At 66.3% G+C, this 18,227-nt stretch carries 16 protein-coding genes and 1 pseudogene; 12 read left to right on the forward strand and 5 right to left on the reverse strand.

Annotation, left to right across the window (positions count from 1 at the left end):
- Positions 1-12 precede the first annotated feature (12 nt).
- Positions 13-840, forward strand: a complete 828-nt coding sequence (locus ACFW5B_RS11795; RefSeq protein ID WP_386437288.1) for a DUF6083 domain-containing protein — start codon at positions 13-15, stop codon at positions 838-840.
- A gap of 53 nt (positions 841-893) precedes the next feature.
- On the opposite strand, the gene ACFW5B_RS11800 is transcribed toward ACFW5B_RS11795, so the two are convergent.
- Complete coding sequence (locus ACFW5B_RS11800; protein WP_386437033.1) at positions 894-1,412, reverse strand: hypothetical protein; 519 nt, start codon at positions 1,410-1,412, stop codon at positions 894-896.
- 1,010 nt (positions 1,413-2,422) lie between these two features.
- On the opposite strand from ACFW5B_RS11800, the gene ACFW5B_RS11805 reads away from it, so the two are divergent.
- Together ACFW5B_RS11805 and ACFW5B_RS11810 are read left to right on the forward strand one after the other, a co-directional pair.
- The gene (locus ACFW5B_RS11805; protein WP_386437290.1) at positions 2,423-4,048 is read left to right on the forward strand and encodes a UvrD-helicase domain-containing protein; all 1,626 of its coding nucleotides are present in this window, start codon (positions 2,423-2,425) and stop codon (positions 4,046-4,048) included.
- A gap of 162 nt (positions 4,049-4,210) precedes the next feature.
- On the forward strand, positions 4,211-5,584 hold the full coding sequence (locus ACFW5B_RS11810) for a hypothetical protein (RefSeq protein ID WP_386437036.1): 1,374 nt from the start codon (positions 4,211-4,213) through the stop codon (positions 5,582-5,584).
- A 40-nt stretch (positions 5,585-5,624) separates the two neighbouring features.
- On the opposite strand, the gene ACFW5B_RS11815 is transcribed toward ACFW5B_RS11810, so the two are convergent.
- Complete coding sequence (locus ACFW5B_RS11815) at positions 5,625-6,110, reverse strand: hypothetical protein (protein ID WP_386437039.1); 486 nt, start codon at positions 6,108-6,110, stop codon at positions 5,625-5,627.
- A 1,003-nt stretch (positions 6,111-7,113) separates the two neighbouring features.
- Between ACFW5B_RS11815 and ACFW5B_RS11820 the strand changes: the two genes are divergently transcribed.
- From ACFW5B_RS11820 to ACFW5B_RS11855, 8 genes and pseudogenes are all read left to right on the forward strand, one after another.
- Positions 7,114-7,473, forward strand: a complete 360-nt coding sequence (locus ACFW5B_RS11820; RefSeq protein ID WP_386437042.1) for a hypothetical protein — start codon at positions 7,114-7,116, stop codon at positions 7,471-7,473.
- Positions 7,474-7,496: 23 nt separating this feature from the next.
- Positions 7,497-8,105, forward strand: a complete 609-nt coding sequence (locus ACFW5B_RS11825; protein ID WP_386437045.1) for a DUF5819 family protein — start codon at positions 7,497-7,499, stop codon at positions 8,103-8,105.
- Positions 8,102-9,130 (forward strand): hypothetical protein, encoded by a 1,029-nt coding sequence (locus ACFW5B_RS11830; RefSeq protein WP_386437048.1) that lies wholly within the window; start codon positions 8,102-8,104, stop codon positions 9,128-9,130. The genes ACFW5B_RS11825 and ACFW5B_RS11830 overlap by 4 nt, the downstream gene beginning before the upstream one ends.
- Positions 9,131-9,226: 96 nt before the next feature.
- Entirely contained in the window at positions 9,227-9,613 is a 387-nt protein-coding gene (locus tag ACFW5B_RS11835; protein WP_386437293.1) for a thiol-disulfide oxidoreductase DCC family protein, read from the forward strand.
- A gap of 44 nt (positions 9,614-9,657) precedes the next feature.
- Positions 9,658-10,488 carry a serine hydrolase domain-containing protein gene (locus ACFW5B_RS11840; protein WP_386437051.1) on the forward strand — a complete coding sequence of 277 codons (831 nt, stop codon included), beginning with the start codon at positions 9,658-9,660 and terminating at the stop codon, positions 10,486-10,488.
- A gap of 171 nt (positions 10,489-10,659) precedes the next feature.
- Positions 10,660-11,022 (forward strand): hypothetical protein, encoded by a 363-nt coding sequence (locus ACFW5B_RS11845; RefSeq protein ID WP_386437054.1) that lies wholly within the window; start codon positions 10,660-10,662, stop codon positions 11,020-11,022.
- Between the two features lie 358 nt (positions 11,023-11,380).
- On the forward strand, positions 11,381-11,749 hold the full coding sequence (locus ACFW5B_RS11850) for a hypothetical protein (RefSeq protein ID WP_386437057.1): 369 nt from the start codon (positions 11,381-11,383) through the stop codon (positions 11,747-11,749).
- A pseudogene (locus ACFW5B_RS11855) lies at positions 11,746-12,311 on the forward strand (nucleotidyl transferase AbiEii/AbiGii toxin family protein); the annotation flags it as partial. The gene ACFW5B_RS11850 and the pseudogene ACFW5B_RS11855, both read left to right, overlap by 4 nt.
- A gap of 472 nt (positions 12,312-12,783) precedes the next feature.
- Here the strand turns inward: ACFW5B_RS11855 and ACFW5B_RS11860 are convergent.
- On the reverse strand, positions 12,784-13,311 hold the full coding sequence (locus ACFW5B_RS11860; protein WP_386437060.1) for an RICIN domain-containing protein: 528 nt from the start codon (positions 13,309-13,311) through the stop codon (positions 12,784-12,786).
- Positions 13,312-13,850: 539 nt separating this feature from the next.
- Here ACFW5B_RS11860 and ACFW5B_RS11865 point away from each other — a divergent pair.
- Positions 13,851-14,468 carry a CDP-alcohol phosphatidyltransferase family protein gene (locus ACFW5B_RS11865; RefSeq protein WP_386437063.1) on the forward strand — a complete coding sequence of 206 codons (618 nt, stop codon included), beginning with the start codon at positions 13,851-13,853 and terminating at the stop codon, positions 14,466-14,468.
- Between the two features lie 1,357 nt (positions 14,469-15,825).
- Here ACFW5B_RS11865 and ACFW5B_RS11870 read toward each other — a convergent pair.
- On the reverse strand, positions 15,826-17,433 hold the full coding sequence (locus tag ACFW5B_RS11870) for a PP2C family protein-serine/threonine phosphatase (RefSeq protein ID WP_386437065.1): 1,608 nt from the start codon (positions 17,431-17,433) through the stop codon (positions 15,826-15,828).
- 314 nt (positions 17,434-17,747) lie between these two features.
- Positions 17,748-18,107: an ATP-binding protein gene (locus ACFW5B_RS11875; protein ID WP_386437068.1), complete on the reverse strand. Its 360-nt coding sequence runs from the start codon at positions 18,105-18,107 to the stop codon at positions 17,748-17,750.
- Positions 18,108-18,227 lie beyond the last annotated feature (120 nt).

Here is an 18,227-nt window from a genome sequence, read left to right on the forward strand (position 1 = left end):
CAAGGGCTGTCCATGGCAGAGATTGCCGCACGGCACCAGCGGTCAGCAGTGGCCATCGAGGAACAGGCTGTTCGGCTCATCCCGCCCTCACAAGCCGTCGACCGCCAGCACGCGCTGCCGTGGCTCCGAGACTGCCTCCGGCGCGGAACGGACGTCGACTGGCGAAGCGCGCTCGCCGAGCGGGACCGGCGCGAGCGAGGCCGCGACATCGCCCAGCAATGGCACAAGCCCCCTCCCCCGCCACCGGCCGCCTCCAGCTCAAGGACCCGTCTCGGCCGTCAGCTTGCGTTATCCGAGGCGCAGCCGGAGGCTCCCGACGAACAGCCGGCCCCGCGCGCCGCTCACTGGCCGCCGGAGCGTGGACGGGCTGCTCGGTGCCCCGACTGCCAGGTCCTCGTCCAGCAGTACCCGCTTGCGGGCCGGGGCTGGGTCGTACTCAATGCTGCCGAGTTGCCCGGGGCGGTCGTTCCTGGGAATTTGCGCTGGAGCGTTGATGAAGAGGGGGTGGCTGCATTGACGCCTGCGGCAGCCCACGCAGTGCGCATCGCCCACTCGGAGACCTGTCTGGCGTCCGGTGAGGCCCGCACGGGCTTGCTCATGCTCACCGGCCGGCCTCGTGACTTCACCCCGGGCGTTCCGGAGGAGCCAGCGGAACCGTCGCCGATCGCGGCCGTCCCCGTTCTTGCCCGTGTGGACCGCCAGGTCGTGATCCGCGAGGTTGCCTGCCCGGTGTGTGGGGCGCCGCCCGGCGTCCCATGCCGCCGGTCCGAAGGGTACCGGTCGCCCCGCAAACGGCCGCACGCGGAGCGGATCGCAGCATGGGCCGGCGGCTCCGCGTGATGCACCTGGCAATGGGCTGGCTTCCCTGCCAACCTGGGGCGTGCGGACGCTGACTATGCGCGGGTCGATGGCTTCTGGTGTGCCTCACGTAGGAGCACGAACTCTCGCGCCGTGGCGTCCATTCGATCCTGGTATGCGTTCCGGATCGCTTGCAACTTGTCGTAGTCAGCCTTGGGAAGGTACCCCGAGGCTGGTGCCTCCCATGGCGGCCGGGTGAGGAGGAGCAGCAGCGTCTTCCACTTGCCTGCTCCGTACGCCGTGGACAGGTCCACGTACAGTTTCCGCTCGGCAGTTAGGTTGATCCACGCAGAACGCCGCTCCGCGTCGAGCTCTCGCACCCACGCAGCATGCGCAGCCCCCTCCACTGGGATCGGCGCGAGATCCGCCAACCTCCACGCCATGTCTTGGCAGATCACGGCTACAACGCCCGGCAGGTGCTTCTGAACGATCTCCTTGACCGTCTCCAGCTCATCGGGAAGCAGCGACAGACGTGGGTCGTTGGCCGGGACGATGTCGTCTGGGTGCGTCAACGGTGGTGCAGCTAAAGGGGATTCCGTCCCTACTTCGTTCATGCGGGTCATGCTTCCACGCGCGCCGCCATTTCGTGCCATCTCTCACGTCTACCGTCGGCTGACTCTGTCACCCGCCCTCCGCATCAGATGGCGCTTGCCGTGCCTGCTGGCGGCGCGGGTTGGGGCACGGGCCACACCCACCTTCAGCGACCGGCGCTCCCTGCTCAATATCCACTGAATGCCTGCGTACAGACCGCAGGTGAGCGAAGGTGAAGGCATGGGCAGGCGAGATGACCCGCTCGCCGGTGAGGACGGGAGACCGGCACAGGTGGGAGAGCAGGAGACTATGGCGGACGACGCTCGTCCCCAGCGGCAGGGTCGGGCCTGGACCGAGGACGAGTGCGCCGACCTCATCGCAGAGATCCGTGAGGGACTCGGTGTCGACGTCATCGCTGCACGGCACGATCGCACCGCGACCGCCATTGGCGCGCGCCGCACGGCTCATTCCCCGCTCGGCGGGCGTCGACCGGCACGCTGCCATCGTGTGGCTGCGCAGCAGGCTGTCGCAAGACAGCGCATACGACTGGCGGAGCGCCCTGGCCGAACACACTCGGCGCCGCCCTGCCGTCGGAGCACCTGCACCGCGCAGGTCTGCGCCCGCAGAGAATGCGTCCACCGCCTGTGACACGGGGATCCAGGCCGCGCGCGCGGCCGGTCCTTCTGCACGCGGACCGCTGGCAAAGCGAACGGATCCGGGAACCGTACCCACCTCTGGGCAGTCCGCCCATAGCGAGCGGTCCTGCGGCGCACCGTCGACGGACCGCGCGGTGCCGCGTGCCGCGGCACCGCGTTTGCTCCAGGGCGAGCTGCGGCAGCTGGTGTCCACGCTCACCCGCGTTACAGGGCTGACCTTCGGCGGGGTCAATCAGCGCCTGAATGCCAAACTCGGCGTGCCCACGCGGGCCGGAGCCGACGAGGCACTCCTCCAGCGGGCCGTGAACGTCGCGCGGGAGTGGCTGCAAGAGCTGGAAGGCCCCGAGCGTAACTATGAGGCACCGGAACCGGTCAGCGTGGGAAGGGCGCCAGTTGTTCGTCGGGCTCCAGGGCCGAAACCCACGGCTGAGCAGGACCGCGCTGTTGAGGTATTCGCCGGCGGGGAGCATCTGGTCTTGCAGGCCGGGGCGGGGACGGGGAAGACGACCACGCTGACCATGCTGGCTCGCAGTGTGCGCAAGCGCGGCCGGTACATCGCGTTCAACAAGCCCGTGGCCATGGACGCCGCGGCCAAGTTTCCGGTCAACGTGGCGTGCCGGACAGCGCATTCCCTCGCGCATGAGGCCGTGGGCAGGCGCTACCAGGACCGGCTGGACTCGCCTCGCCAGCCGGGCTGGGTGATGGGTCAGGCCCTGGGCATCGCCCCCACGATGGTGGTGCGCCTCGGTGAGCGGCGTGTCACCAACCGTGCGCTGTCCTACCTGGTGTTCGAAACCGTCAAGCGGTTCTGCTACTCCGCCGACGCCGAACTCGGGCGCCGTCACGTCCCCGGGCTGCGCGGGTTAGATGACGCCCTGCTGCACGGGCAGCTGGTTGATCTGGCACTGCCGTTTGCGCGGCGCGCCTGGGAGGACCTCCAGAACCCCAAGGAGGGCGTCGTCCGCTTCACACATGATCACTACTTGAAGCTCTGGGCTCTGCAGAAACCTGTGATCCGTGCCGACTTCCTGCTCCTGGACGAGGCCCAGGACACCAACCCGGTCGTGGAGGAAGTCTTCACAGCGCAACGCGACCACGCCCAGTTGGTGATGGTCGGGGACTCGGCACAGGCGATCTACGGCTGGCGCGGGGCGCGAGATGTCATGACCGGCTTCGAAGGACATCAGCTGTCACTGTCGCAGTCGTTCCGCTTCGGCCCCGGCCTCGCTCACGAAGCGAATCGCTGGCTGACCATCGTGGATGCGCCGATCCGGCTGCAGGGCTCCCCTGAGCTCGTCACCGACATCGGGCCGCTCAAGGACCCGGACGCGATCTTGTGCCGCACCAACGGGGGCGCCATCGAAGCGATTCTCCACCTGCTGGAGGCGAAGCGTCGCGTGGCGTTCGTGGGCGGCGGTGGTGCGCTGGCCGCCCTGGCCAAGGCAGCCAGCGACCTCAAAGAGGGGCGCCGTACCAGTCACCCGGAACTGGTGTTGTTCAAGAACTGGGCCGATCTGCAGGAGTACGTCACCTACGACCCGGCCGGCCACGATCTGGCCCCGCTCGTAGACGTCATTGATGAGTACGGCGCCGACGTCATCCTCGACGCCGTCAGCCGTCTCGACGATGAGGCCCAGGCGGACGTGGCGGTGTCCACGGCCCACAAGGCCAAGGGCCGGGAGTGGCCGACAGTCCAGATCGCCCGCGACTTCGAGCCCGCCCCGAGCGACACGTTCGACGCACACGGAAAACCGGTCCCCGGGGACCTCAACATCCCCGAAGCGCGCCTGTCATACGTCGCCGTGACCCGGGCACGCCAACGGCTCGACCTCGGCGGGCTGGCCTGGATCAACGACCACCCCAAGAACCCTCCGACGTACGGCCTGCCAGCGGCTCCCGGCTTGAACCCGCACCTGCCCCGTCGTAGCGATCCAGGCTCCTCCGATGGGCAGGCCACACCATGGGATCGTCTCGGTCCGCCACCGGCTGCCGAAGGCATCTGATCCCAGCGTGCAGCTCGTGGGATGAGCACACCTTATGTCCCGGGGCCACTGCCGCGCGGCACAGAAATGCGCTGCTGGCCTCCCCGGGCGTTTGCACGCCCAGGGCATACGGAGGGCATCACACTGTGTCAATTGCCAGTGGCTCGCCGTAGCGTAACTCGTATGGCGCACGGTGTGTTCCACAAGGTGCTCGGGGCGATCAACCTCTCCGAGCTGGATCTCGATGTCCGGGAAGACCGGCTCCTGTGGGAGTCGCTCTACGGCAAGACCGTCAAAGGCGACCTGGAGTGTCTGGAATGCCGAGAGCAGGATCCGGGCTGCCCACAATGGATGTTCCTGCGGCTGTGGAAGGGCCGGCCCGTCGCTGTCCACTACAGCACGGGCCGACGACACCCCACAGCACCAGAGAGCCCTCGGCACCGGGCTCTCAAAGACCGCATCGCCCAGGCCGCCGAAAGCGCGGGATACTCCGCGGAACTCGAAGCGCGCGCGCCCGACGGGCGGCGACGTACCGATGTTCTCGTCCACGGCGAGCAGGGGCTGCAACTCGGGTGCGAGATTCAGCTGTCCTGGGCCACAGCGCCGGCCGTGGCCAAGCGCAGCGACATTGCCCGTTCCGACGGGATCAGTCCGCTGTGGACCACCGATGACACAGGGGCGCCGCTCATTGAACGGACACCCTGGGCGCGCATCGACCGGCTTCCGCTGGAGGCCTTCTCCGGCGGCAATCCCCTTCTGGTCCGCGGCGGCGTCAAGGAACTGAAGCTCAAGAAGTGCGACAGCAGGAATCCTCTGCCCTGTCCGGACCGCGGTTATGGGCGCTGCAACCAATGGCACGGCACCTGGGCGCCCACCCTGGGTATGCACCTCGACCGGCTCGTCGCGGTAGCTGCCGCCGGCGAGTACGTCTCTCTCTATCTGCCCGCGCAGGCGGGCCGCCGCAGTCGGGCGTCGCACATGTGGGTCGCCACGCAGGACCGCGACCGCTACCTCGACGCCACCAGCGATGATGTGGCTGCCGGTCCTGAGCCGGGCACCGTGGATGATCACGCTCCCGCCCGGCCGGAGAATCGGCCTCTGCCCCGTGAGTGCTCCTACCAGCAGCGGCTTGACGACAAGGAACTCCGTGGGAGTGTCCCCCGTGATACCGGCGCGATTGTGCCGGCCGGCATCACCGTCCCCGAACCGCGGGCACCTCGGTCACGCCGAGCGCCGTTACAGGCGTCGCCGACAGCAGGCTCCCGCAATGCGCCGGTCATCCCTCAGCAAGCGAGCGCCCCAGGCTCGGCCTCGCCCCGCTTGACGCCTCCCTCGCCTCTAGGCGACACCCTGCTGGATGCACGCCGGCCGTCCCGCCCGCGGGCCGACCGCGCAGCTGTGGCTGCCCGACTGGGGTGCCTGGTCGAGCAGGTGGGTCCGTGTGCGTCGTGTCAGGACCTGGTCCAGCGATACGGCGTGGGCGGAAACCCGTTGTGTCCCGGGTGCCGCGCTCAGGTCGAAGCCCGGCGGACGAAGCCACGGGATGCCGCAACGTAGAGGTCTTGGCCCCGGCTCCTGTTGGCACGTCGGTCGCGAATCAGGGGGTAGGAGACGTGGTGGTGGATGCCTCCCACAGTCGTGCGCCATCGCCGCCTTGCTGGATGACGTGGCGGATGATGACGCCGTGTTCGTTTCGGCCGGCGCGGGCGGCGAGCCATCGATCGAGATGGACTGGGTGGACTTCGCCGTATCGGGTGCGCGGCAGGATGCTCACGAGCGTGCCGTCTTCCACCAGTTGTTGCACGGTCACGGGCTTGCCGCGACGTCCGCTCGCCCATACCGAAAGGAACTCGCGCCAGCGCTCCTCCGGGTAGATGTCGTCCTCTGCCTCGGGTTCGGGCGCCGGCAGGGCAGGGTCAGGGGCGTGGGGGCAGCCGATGTTGTTGTGGGCGTCGACCCAGCGGGTCGTGCCGGTCTGCTCGTGGTGGCGTTCTTCGAGGTAGACGTCGCAGTGCCGGCATCGCCGTGCGCGGAGGGTGTCGACGCTGCAGTCGGGGCAACGGCGCCCGGTGTTCGGCGACAAGCTGGGCGGTGTACCAGTTCACCACCGCACGGACGGCATCGAACGCCTGCTGCTCTTCACCTCCCTCCAGCGCGGAGAAGTCAGGGGTGTTGGGGTCGGACACAGCAACCACCTTCCTTTTCGATCTTGCAAGGGAACTCGCCATTGTCCTACTGGCATAGAGCGGCTGCTGTTAGCCCCGACCAGGACTAGTGATGCGGTACCCGGGAGTCGGGCTGGCCGTTGAGCCAGTCGTGCTCCGAGCAGCCCGCCTCCTGTGCCGGTCACGATTCGCGCCACGTGATGCTGGCCCTCTGGGCTCCTGTACGGCGATGTTGAGCTGAGCAATCTCGCGCTGACGTCTGCGACTGAAGGGGGGCGTTCCAGCCAGTGCAGCTTGATCAGGGTGCAATGAAACGTAGTTTCGAGCCAGCTTGATCACGCTCGCACGAGAAAGCGTCACTCGCTCGCTGACCTGAACCCGTCGCCAGCTCAAGACTTACTGGAATGTTTCCTTTGCGACTTTCAACTTCGCAGAGTAATGCAAGCAGGCAGTCGACGAATGGGAGCATTTTACTCCGGTTCCTTGATGTCTGGCAGGCTGTGAGGCATCTCTGACACGCACAGTTTCAGGACATGTCGGATCGGGCTCTTCTCTTCTTTTCTCGTGGACGGCGCCGCAGGCGTATGGAAGTATTCATTGCGCATTGCAGAGCCCTTCGAAATCGGAGGGTCGGGGGTAAACGGGGGTAGGACTGCATGTATTACGGGGATTCATTCTGTTGCCTTGCGCAACTTCCCTAGCAGATTCAGGGAAAGTGCTGTGCGCCGGTGCTTAGTTGCGCCTGATTCTCTCCTTTCCGGAAGAGTCGCCTTGGTTGATATATCGATGGGCGCAAGCATCCTGTTCATGCGCTGAGCGCATTCATCCTGAGGTTCGTTTACCCGTCATGCCGTCAGTCGTGCCTGCGGCTGGCGTACCTCCTGCCTGCTGTGAGGCAGGCTTTAAAGGAAAGGGAAGATTATGAAGAAGATAGCTGCCGGGGCTGGCGTCGTCCTTGCGAGTGCCGCCCTGATTGTGGCGACTCAGGGATCGGCGCAGGCTGCTGAGGCGAAGGCGCCGGCCGTTTCTGCGGCGACTGTGAAGGCGCAGGAGCCGGGCAACTCTCCACAGGTCATCGGCGGTCTGGGCAAGCTGGCTGCCAAGGCTGGCAAGGCGGCTACTCGTGCGGCGCAGAGGGCGTACGTGCACGGCAAGGCAGCCGCTCAGCTGGCTGGGAAGTCGGCTGGACAGTTGGTCGGCGACGCCACCAAAGCCTTTGGCTCCGCTCCGTCTTCGTCCGTCCCGAACGGTTCTTCCGTCGAGATGGTTTTCGACAAGTGAAGGATCACTCTATAACCAGGAGGGTGGCGCTGCTGGTTGGCGCCGCCCTTCTGGGCCTTCATTTCTGTGTGGCCAGCTTCTCGCAGATGCCGTTGACTCCGGTGAAGCTTCGCTTCATGAGCTTCGTGAACAATTATCTGGAGCCGTACCAGGCACAGAACTGGAAGCTCTTTGCCCCGGATCCGTTATCCGAGAACCGCGGGATTCTGGCTCGTGGTCGATGTGCGAACGGCAAGGTCACTAGCTTTTATGATGTGACGCGCAGGTACATCGACGCGGCTCAGAGCAGCAGGTTCTTCCCTTCCCGCATGTCGAGGCTGGTGACGGGGAACGTTCTCCAGCTAAGTGGTGGAGATCCGGTGCTGGATGAGCTCAGAGAGCAGCAAAAGGCGTTGCATAAGCGACCGCTGCCGGCTACTCCTCTGGAGAAGGAAACTCGCAAGGAAACGGTGGCGTTCCTTTCCAACTACTCAGTCACTCAGATGCCTTCGGTGTGCGGCGGTAGGCCTGAAAAAGTGCAGGTTCGCGCCTACGTGGAGAAAATGCCGCCTTGGTCCAAGCGGAATGACCCGAAGGCTAAGAGTCAGACGGAGGTACAGGACATGGACTGGGTGAAGGTGGGGTCGCAGTGAAAAAGATATCCCGCTTCTTGGACACGGCCAGTACTCAGTCTTTCAGTATCCTCGGCGTCAGCGGGACACGGGCACTGCTCGGATTCGTAGGATTCATGTACTACGCGAGCCAGTATGGGGACCGCTCTTACCTTTTCGGCCCCGAGAGTGTGCTTCCCTGGCGAGAATTTGTCTCCCAGCTGCAGGACAACGGGACCTTCAGCCTGTATGCGGTCAGCAACTCCGAAGCTTGGTTCCAGATCGTCTTTCATCTGGGAATGCTGACTGCCTTGGCTGTGACCTGCGGCGTCGGTGGAAGGCTGGTACTGGCCCTTCACTGGGTGTTCCTGTGGTCGATCTATCAGCGCCAGCCCGTCCTCCTGGACGGTGGAGACAACCTGGCCTACGTAGTTATCCCCATGCTGCTGCTCACACGCTGCTACGGACGCCTATCATTTTCCACCGGCGTTGCACGTAAAGTTTCGCGGCGCATGCCCAGCATCGTGATAGCACTCTCGCACCCCTTACACAACCTCGGCATCCTAGCCATTGCTGCTCAGATATGTTTGGTGTACGTGGTGAGCGGCCTGTACAAGGTGCAGGGTAAGGTGTGGCAGGACGGGACAGCCCTCTTCTACGTCCTTCGGCTCTCCGAGTTTGAACTTCCGGGAGTTTCCGAACTCGTCTACCAGAACGAATTCCTCGTCTTCCTGGGAACGTACTCCACAACGATATTTCTGGTGTACTTCCCACTGGGAATCCTCGTTCCGCGGCTGCGTCCGTGGGCTGCGCTCGCCTCCATGAGCTTCCACCTGGCCATTGGGGTCTTCATGGGTCTCACGAGCTTTGCGTTGACCATGATGGCGTGCGATCTCATCTTTCTGAGCGGGGCTCTCGACACGGCATTGAAACGGTGCAGCTCCTTGTTCCGCCGCCTGCGATCTTCTGATGCCCGCGTGCGGCAATCCGTCGTCGTTCCCGTCTCCCCGCCGGCCGGCGCGACGCAGTCGCAACCACGCCCCGCGACCGTCTCCTCCGATGGATGAGCTGACCGCTGTACCGATTGAACCGCTGTCAGCTGCCTCTCGCGGACCGTGTTCAGCAAGCGGCCAGACCATGAGGAAGGTTCCGTGACTTCACCGATGACCCGTTCGGAGCCGCTGCTGGTCTTCGACGGAGACTGCGGGTTTTGTCAGAACGTCATCAACCGCATATCCGCCTTGGGGCGCCCGGCCGTGGACGCAGTGCCCTGGCAGGTTCTTCCAGAAGAGACAACGCGGCCTCACAGCGAGCGGCTCGACCGCGAGGTCCTGCTGTTGCGAGATGGCCGTGTCCTGGCTGGCGGCGCCGACGCCCTGGCTGCCTACCTGCGTCGCTCCCCACGCCGCAGGTGCCGGATCGCCGGCGCGGCAATCAGCCTCCCCGGCATGCTCCAGTGCGCTCATACCGTCTACCGATGGGTGGCTCGAAACCGCCACCGGATGCCCGGCGGGACGCTTTCATGCCGCCTGACACCACCACATCCATGAGACGGCCTCGCCAGCTCGTCAGGCGAGACCGGACAGGAGAAACAATGCCGGTGCCCACCTGCGTCCTGGGCGGCAGAGGAATCCAGGACCACGTATCGCACGGTCACTCTTTCAACCACTTCGTCGAATTGGGTTCGCTCACCAAAGTCGTGACCGGCACGATCCTGACTCAGCTCGCAACCGCGCGAGTACTCAACCTCGATGACCCGCTGGAGCTCCGCCTCGCGGACGTTCCGCAGGGCACCGGTGTCACTCTGCGGCACCTGGCTGAGCACACCTCCGGACTGCCTCGTCTCCCTCCCCATGCCGGTACCTCCGGCGCCGATCCCTACGCCTGCTTCACAGAGACCGCTCTGCGTGAGGTGCTGAGGAAGTGGCACACGACAGCAACCGGTCCTGTGGGAACACAGGAGTACTCCAACCTCGGATACGCCGTCCTCGGTCACGCCCTCACCACAGCAACTGGCTGCACCTTTCAGCAGCTCACCGACGAGCACGTGCTCACTCCACTGGGCCTGCCGCCAGGGGCCGTAACCGCTTCACCACCACCTGAACGGCGACTCGTAGCCCAGGGCTTGCTCGGCCGACCCCGCCGCCATTGGAGCCTGACGGGACCGATCCTGCCGGCCGGCGGATTATGGGCCACCCCGCGCACAGCAGCACGCCTGGTGACCGGTCTCGTAGTGGACCGTGTGCTCGGTGAACCTGCTCCCACATGGTTCCGCAGCGGACGCGTTCACTGGCACAACGGCGCAACGCGAAATGCATCCGCGTTCACCGCGGCCCACGAAGACGGCCGATGGATCTTCCTGCACCGTCTCCACGGAAACCCACGCCGCACCGAGCGCCTGGCCCTGCAAAAGCTCAAGGCGTGAAGTTCCGGTCGTTTGCCAGGAGCGGCGTCAAGCGGGATACGACGTGAGCTGCCGAGTGTTGTGCCGAGCCTCACGTTCATCTGCCTGAGGTAGCTCGGTGCGCTGGTATCTGGCCACGCACCGCACACAACAAGGGCAGTAGTTTTCAACAAGGAAAGGGAAAGAGGGATCATGAAAATCAAGAGGATTACCGCAGCTGTGGGCGTTGTCGCAGCGGGCGCCGTGTTCACCATCTCCACTCAGGGCAGCGCGCAGGCAGCATCGACCCCGCCATCCTCCGCACTTAAGGCACCCATCCAGAAAATTGCCCTGACAGGAGAAACAGAGGGCTCGCACTTAGCCCAGACTGATTGGCATCCCCCGGCTGGCTACGTCCTCGAGGATACGTTCACCATGACCACCAATGCGTACTGCCGGAAGAAGGGCGACCAAGGAATAGCTAAAGGAAAGTGGCAACGGTATGTCTGCCACGAGGCGATGGTGAAGATCGCCGATGTTTGGGTGACCGCAGAGTACCTGTACGTCAAGAAGTAGGCCGTTTCGAGTTCAGCTAGTGGTCTTGATCGCGTGATGTCAGCTCGGATCGGCATGCTCTCCCGTTCAAGACGCGGCTGAATCACAGCAACCGGGGCTGGTGTATCCGTAGCCACGGCCGTGCGGCAGAGCCACCTCGATGCGAGCGCTCCGCGGCTTCGGTGAAGAGAAGGGGCGCCCTCGGCTGGCGCCGCGAGAACAGCGTTTGTGTCGTTTTCGAAGTACGCGGTGCCGCGTACAAGACACAAGCGCTGTTCTTCACCGAAGCCGCAGCCTGCACCTGGGCCACCGGCAAGACATCGGCTCCCGAGCGGGCAGGGCGCTATCCGCCAGCACGCCGGTCGGGGATAATCGCCGCATGGCCTCGCAGTCCTCACCCACCGCCGACACACCGTCCACCGTCGACGTGTTGCGCCAGCGGTACGCCCAACGACTGCCGACTTCCCTCCACGACCTCGCCGGACACACTGATGGCGAGGTGGAGCTACCGCTGCACATCGCGTGGTCGGGTCTGCGCACCTACAACCTGCACCGGCCACGCCAGCGCATGAGTTACTACCGCACCGTCCTGGCCGAGGGACAGCTCGACGACCTGGCCGCACTGCTTGACGGAGACTTGCTGGCCTCGCAGTGGCCCGTGCTGCGCACCCTGGCCAGCCGGCGCATCCGCGAGGTGTGGGAAGCCACCTTCCCTGCTCTGGCCGGCGGGACGTCCGCAGCCGCGTGAACATCAGCGCACCCCACCGCTGGCTCCTGGCCGACGTTCTCGCCCTCGGCGGCCCCTACCCCCTGGTCATCACCGGCGGCAACGCCGTCCAGGCCCACGGCCTGGTCAACCGCCTCAGCCTCGACGTCGCCACCGAGAACCCCGCACCCATGGCCTGCATCGCCCATACTCCAGCAGGGCCTGGCCGAGCGGGGCTGGCGCGTAACGGTGATCAGCACCGCCCCGCTCTCCGCCCGCCTCGTGGCCACCGACGCCGACGGCGCGGCATGCGAAGTCGACATCCTCAAAGGAAACTTGTGGTCGCCGCCGCGCGACACAGAGTACGGCGCGCGGATGACGTCATCGGCACCAAACTCCGAGCCCTGGCCGATCGCGGCGCTGCCCGGGACCTCATCGACGTCCACGCCGCCGCCGAACACCACACCCGCCCGCAACTCGAACACCTCGACTAACGCCACGGACGCGACGCCTTCCGCCTCGTGACCTGCACGACCGTCTGGCCGGCGCCGAGTGGTACGACGACGAGGAATTCGTCGCCTACGGCCTCACCGAGGACGCCATCAGCTGCTCCTGCCTTGTTCGACGTGCGCCCGACTGCGGCCAGGCCCGGGAGCCCGTGGGCTCTCGCGCGCGGCGAACCTGCCATTTTCGAGTGTGTGCGCCCTGCGCGTAGGGCGCTCGAGTGGTGGCGGCCGCCCGCTGGGCCACGCCCCCGGGGCGTACCACTCCACGCAGGCGTCCAGCAGTTAGGCGCCCGCGTACCAGGATCGCAGGGTCACTGATGCGATCACTCACCGCGGGCCCCCCGGTTGGGAGATGCCTCAGAGGCGGCAGGCGTCAGCCAGCGGCAAGTTGCTGTCGACCAGTCCCACACATGGCTCCACAGAACGGGAATGCCGCCACCTCGGACGCATGGCCCGCGGTGGCGGCAGTTGATGCCCAGTGGAACATCTCAAGGAGTAAACGATCTTACTGAGACCTTGAAGGCGTCACGACTAAATATTTAGTACGCGACGCGGTAGCCCCCAATAAGACTAGGACCACCTCTGGGTTGCGTTCCCATAGTCAGGGTTCGTGTACACGCCGCCCGCACGAGTGCTGTCCAGAATCTGTCCGGTCGCCTTGTTCTTAAGACGCCACCCGGTCGAAGTTTTGGTCTCGTACCACTTCTGGTTATTTCCGCCATTGCAGTCAATGGCGTACACGTCACCCTTGGTATTGGCGTCCAGGCACCCACCGCCGAAGCCCTTAAAGGCGAGCGTGAATGTGCCGTCTGCGTTCTTCTTTTCCCACCAGCTGATGGCGCGATCGTCATTTGCGGTCACGACTTTGCCCATCCCATACGAGAGCCAGCGCCCCGTCCCCTTATTCTTCCACGAGACGGTCCGATCCCAGCCGGAGAGAGCAACCTGCGGGTCACCGTTCGGAGCCGGACTGGCCGACTGTTCGGCGGTCGCACTAGTCGGCTCGTTGGCCGCCGACGCGCTGCCGGCGATCCCGACAACAAGGAGCGGGAGCGTTGCGGCTGTCGCGAATAACGCTGCCGTCCGCTTCTTCTGCATATCCAAATCCCCCCATTGATCCTGCGAATTGCGACACTCGCACCTATGGTCAGCAGAGTGCGAAGCGCAATGCGCACGACAGTGACTCACGGGCGCAAATTGCCCGTAACGGTCGCAATCTATCAACACTTGATGATCTACGCAAGTAATCTATCTAATTGCTTCACAAGTGAACTTATCTACCACGCCTATCGCACTAAAACGCGCACTCTGTCCGCATATGGAGATGCTGGAGCTCAAGGGCGGCCAACGCCACTCTCCAGGCCGCACGCGGCTTGCGAACGCCGTCACTTTCGGCCTGCGGGGGAGGGGGCGTGGTCCTCGTCGGCTGACGCCAAGTCGGTGCCGCCTTTCGGGGACCTGACCCGGCCAGGGTGGTATCCACCTCGGCCTGGCCAGCCGGCACCTCATCCACTTCGGAGTCATCCTCACGGCCCCATAAACCGAAGAGCTGGGCGTTAGCGGTCAACCGGGAAGATCAGCGCCCTGATAGGATTCCCGAGATTTTGAATCGGTCCGGGTAAACTGGGGAGTGCTTGATGCAACACAGGGAAATAGAGGATCAGGGCCTAGATAAAATCTGGACTATCCCTAATGCATTGAGTGCTCTGCGCATCGCCGGAGTCCCTCTGTTCCTTTGGCTGGTATTACAGCCGTACTTCGGAAATTCGAGTCTCGACTTTTGGGCTATTGGTCTGCTCGTCCTGAGTGGGATCACTGACTATCTCGACGGGAAATTGGCACGCCTATGGAATCAGACCAGCCGGCTAGGGAGAGTGCTCGATCCGGCAGCCGACAGGCTTTATACGATTTCCACGCTGGCCGCCCTACTCCTTCGAGGGGTCATCCCGTGGTGGTTTGTCGTTCTACTCGTCGCGCGTGACGTATTCATGGCTGGCAATATCGTTGCTCTGCGCAGAATTGGCTACGGGCCGCTCCAAGTCAATTTCATAGGCAAGGCAGCCACATTTAACTTGATGTACGCATTCCCTCTCCTGCTGCTAACCGCGGGGAACGGTTCTGTTGCCGATATTGCGTGCATCTTTGGCTGGGCACTAGCAATCTGGGGCGCCGCGTTGTACTGGTGGGCTGCCGCCCTTTACTCAGTTCAGGTGCACAGGCTCAGGAAGGAGCGGATCACTCCTGCGGTGAAGTAGCAGCACGAGGCGCCACCAGGAGAAGCCTCAAGGCCGGGGTGGTCACCAAGATCCTGGACGGCTGGAGGCGCCCGACTGTCGATCAAACTGACGGGCCACGATGGGAGCGTGTGGGGACCGGTCGAGGCAGGTGACGACGATCTGCGCAAGGTCGACTCCTGAGACGAATGCTTGCAGGCCTGAAGGAGCGGGGCACCGAGTACGTGGAGGTGCCCGCACCATCTGCCCGGGAGCTGGGGTGATCGCGGCGGGCGCCGCGCGTGCTGCGCCCGCCGTCCCGTCGGCCGGCGGCCCTGTGTCCGCCTCCCGCATCAGGCCGGTTGGCGAGGTGCATCGCAGAACGCGCGCTTCGCGCATCTGGCCGTCCCACAGAGCCACCTCGAGGGCGGGGGCGGGGCGATGACCGTCGTGTACGACCCGGACGGCTGGCTCGACGCGGAACTCGGCCTGCCCCAGGACCGCGCGGCGCACGCACGGTTGGTGCAAGCCGTCATCGGCTGGGCTGGCCCCGGCCCAGTCCCGGCCCTCCAGCCTCGCGACTTCGAGCAGATCGCCCTCCAGCTCACCGGGCACGGTCGGGTGGTGGCAGCCGAACTCCGGCATCTGTGCGAGGGCCTGCCACCGCGCGCCGAGCCGCGCGTCCTGGCCGAGGTGGTGCTGGAGGAGGCGGAGCGAAAACTACGCCAGCCGCGGCTGGGAACCGCCCGCGCTGTCCGGCCGCACGGAGACCGGACAGCGCGGCCCGGCGCTTGTTGCGGCGCCGGGTGCGCTGCGCGGGGAAGGCACGGCAGCTGCTGGAGCGCCCGGTGGCCTCGGCCCGGGGCCGAGGCGCGCTGTACGCGCTGGCGGCGGATGCGACCACCACGGCGGCCTGGGCCGCGATCGACACCCACGGCTAGCGCCGAGCGGCCGCGCACCTGGACCGGGCGCTCGCGCTGGCCGGCATGTCCCGCGATCCGGACGCCGAACTGCGCGCCTGGCACAACGTCAGCATGCTGGCCACCCAGGGGAACCGGAACGCTGATGCTCTGGCGGCCGCTGAGGTCGCCCGCTCCTCCCGGGCCGCCCGCCGCGACCCGCTCTACGCCTCCCTCGCCCACGCCCGCACCGCCTGCTGCCACGCACGTACCCCCGACCGCCAGGCCGTGATGCGCTCCCTCGGCTACGCCGAGCAGGCCCTGGCCCGCGCCGACGAGGATGTGTGGCGGCCGGCGTGGCTGCGCTTCTACGACGGAGCCGAGCTCCACGGCCTGGCCGCGGTCGTCCACGCCCGCCTTGGCCAGCACGAGACGGCGGAGGATCGCGCCCGCCACGCCCTGGCCCAGCTCCACCCCGACCTGGTACGAAACCGGGCCTACTACCTCACCCAGCTCGCCCTGGTCCAGGCCGCCCAGCACAACCTCGCCGGCGGCTGCGCGAGCGCCAAGCAGGCGCTGCGGCTGACCGGGCCCGCTCTGGCCTCCGCCCGCATCCGCACCCTGCTCAGCGCCTTCCGCCGACGCGTCGCGGCCGCCGCGCCGTACGAGCCGGCCGCCGCCGAATGGCTCCAGCACACCCGCACGTTCATAGAGGAGACCTGATGTCTGACGGCCCGCTGCAGCTCGTCCACGCCCGGCACTACCAGCGGCGCGGGGTGCCCGGCACTGGTGACCCGGAGCCGGACGGTGCCGCCCCGCTTCACCACCGAGGCCAGCACCAGAGTGGCGAAGCGGGTGTGGTCGGAATCGAGCAGCGCGCCGTTGAGCAGCCGCAGCACCCGCTGATGATCGGTCGCCAGCGGCAGCAGGGCGTGCAGGGTGTTGCGGATCTTGCCGGTCTGTACGGCGGCCTCCAGGCCTTTGCCGCACACATCCCCGAGGACGATGAGCGACTCCTCGTCGGGCCCGGCCCCCGCGTGCACGTCATAGAAGTCGCCGCCCACGCGATCGGTGTCGTTCGAGGCGCGGTAACCGCCGGCCAGCTCCACGCCGCTCACCTGTTGCAGCGGGGGCGGCAGCAGTTCCCGCATCAGCGTCCTGGTGATGGCGGACTGTTCCGCGTAGAGCCGCGCGGCGGACATGGCCGCTCCGGCGCGGGCGGCGAACAGCCGGGCGAAGGTCTCCTCGCTCTCACTGAACGCGGCGTGATCGGAACGCCTCATGAGGATCAGCGCCCCGGCCGCCACCCCGTGCCCGGGGAGCGGGGTGACCGCCACCGAGCCGATGTCCTCCAGCGCGGACGGCCTCACCCAGTCCGGCACGGCCGCCGGATCTATCCAGCGCGAGGGCACGGGCGGAAACCCCTGCAGGGCCTCGACCAGTCCGGGCACGAGGGCGGGATCGGCGGCGACGTTGTCGCGCACCACCTGCCGGCCCGGACCGCAGAAGCTCAGCGCCAGCCGGCGTCCGGAGGGCGGGGTGACGACGACGGCGGCGTCCGCCAGATGCTGCGCGGCGAGCCGGGCCGTGACTTCCATGCACCGGTCGACATTCAAGGAGGCGAGAAGTTCCGTCGACGCCTGGGCGAGGAACGCGGTCCGCGCACGCTCCGCACGCAAGGCGTCCTCCGCCGACCGGCGGGCGGTGTCATCGACCAGCCACCACACCACGTCACCGTTCTCCGCACGGCTCGGCCGCGCCTCGAAGCTCCGGTCCCCTATGGGGCCGCGCACCGGATCGTCGTCATCGGGCCGCAGGGTGTCGGTGAAGCGCCGATGCGCGTCGACGAGCCAGCCGGCCAGGCCGTCGCCGCACGGTGCCCCCGTCCTGAGTTCCGGGAACAGCGGCACCGCGGCGTCGTTGAGCGCGCGCACCAGACCGGAGGGGCTGAGGACGAGTACGGGGTGGGGTACGGAGCGCCAGGGTTGCGGGGCGGCGGTGAGGTCGGCATCGGCGTCGGCATCGAGGGCGATGGCGGGTGCGGTCGCGGTCGCAGCAGACGGGGCCGCTGTTGGTGTGGTCGGAGCGGGCGCGGGCGTGGCGGGCACGAGGGCAGAGGATGCGGTCGCGACCGGCGCGGGTGTGACCGGCGCAGACGGGGCGGGCGCAGACATGGCGGGCGCGGTTGCGGCAGATGCCGTCGCAGCGGGCTGCGTCACGGCCGACGCGGTCGTAGGCACATCGGAACTCCTCACCACGCCAAGCTCACCGAGTACACCCCATCACGTGACAAAAACGGCAGCGACCATTCCCCTTCGTCAACCCTCCCGCACGGACACCACGGATGGCAATCGTCGCCCGGGGCATCCAGAGGAACAGGGCCGGGCGGGCTCCCCAACGGGACGGCCGGATCGGATACCGGTCAAAGGGGCAAGGTCACACGAATGGTCTTGCCGGTCACGGTCACGGTGACCTCGACGGTGCGGGCCAGTCGCTGTATCAGGGGCCAGCCGTATCCACCGGAGACATCGGGATCTCGTCGGGAGGCGGCGGTGGGGCAGTGCGCGCTGCCGTCCTCGACCGCCACTTCCAGATACCCCTCGACGATCCGCGCGGTGAACCCGGTGAGGCCGCCCGCGTGCCGCTGGGCATTGGTGACCAGCTCCGTGGTCACCAAGAGGGCATCGACGAGGGCCAGGTCATCGACCGGGCTGCCTATCTTGTGCAGCAAGTCGTGAACAAAGTTGCGCGCCTCGGCCGCCCTTACCGGTACTCCCCGCATCACACATTTCACCTCGATGCCCCCGAACCACCCGAGCGACGCTGCGTCGTCGCCCACCCTCCTGGCGGGCACGGCCCGACCGGGGCACTTCCTTCTCGCACGGCAGGACGGCAATACTCT

It is taken from the genome of Streptomyces sp. NPDC058773 (assembly GCF_042746015.1).
Lineage (GTDB): Bacteria > Actinomycetota > Actinomycetes > Streptomycetales > Streptomycetaceae > Streptomyces.

Excerpts from the sequence above, each read along its gene's own strand:
- ACFW5B_RS11820 (WP_386437042.1), top strand. The coding sequence starts at position 7,114 with ATGAAGAAGATAGCTGCCGGGGCTGGCGTCGTCCTTGCGAGTGCCGCC.
- ACFW5B_RS11860 (WP_386437060.1), bottom strand. The coding sequence starts at position 13,311 with ATGCAGAAGAAGCGGACGGCAGCGTTATTCGCGACAGCCGCAACGCTC.
- ACFW5B_RS11795 (WP_386437288.1), top strand. The coding sequence starts at position 13 with ATGGCAGAGATTGCCGCACGGCACCAGCGGTCAGCAGTGGCCATCGAG.
- ACFW5B_RS11865 (WP_386437063.1), top strand. The coding sequence starts at position 13,851 with ATGCAACACAGGGAAATAGAGGATCAGGGCCTAGATAAAATCTGGACT.
- ACFW5B_RS11845 (WP_386437054.1), top strand. The coding sequence starts at position 10,660 with ATGAAAATCAAGAGGATTACCGCAGCTGTGGGCGTTGTCGCAGCGGGC.
- ACFW5B_RS11810 (WP_386437036.1), top strand. The coding sequence starts at position 4,211 with ATGGCGCACGGTGTGTTCCACAAGGTGCTCGGGGCGATCAACCTCTCC.
- ACFW5B_RS11840 (WP_386437051.1), top strand. The coding sequence starts at position 9,658 with ATGCCGGTGCCCACCTGCGTCCTGGGCGGCAGAGGAATCCAGGACCAC.
- ACFW5B_RS11875 (WP_386437068.1), bottom strand. The coding sequence starts at position 18,107 with ATGCGGGGAGTACCGGTAAGGGCGGCCGAGGCGCGCAACTTTGTTCAC.
- ACFW5B_RS11800 (WP_386437033.1), bottom strand. The coding sequence starts at position 1,412 with ATGAACGAAGTAGGGACGGAATCCCCTTTAGCTGCACCACCGTTGACG.
- ACFW5B_RS11835 (WP_386437293.1), top strand. The coding sequence starts at position 9,227 with ATGACCCGTTCGGAGCCGCTGCTGGTCTTCGACGGAGACTGCGGGTTT.
- ACFW5B_RS11850 (WP_386437057.1), top strand. The coding sequence starts at position 11,381 with ATGGCCTCGCAGTCCTCACCCACCGCCGACACACCGTCCACCGTCGAC.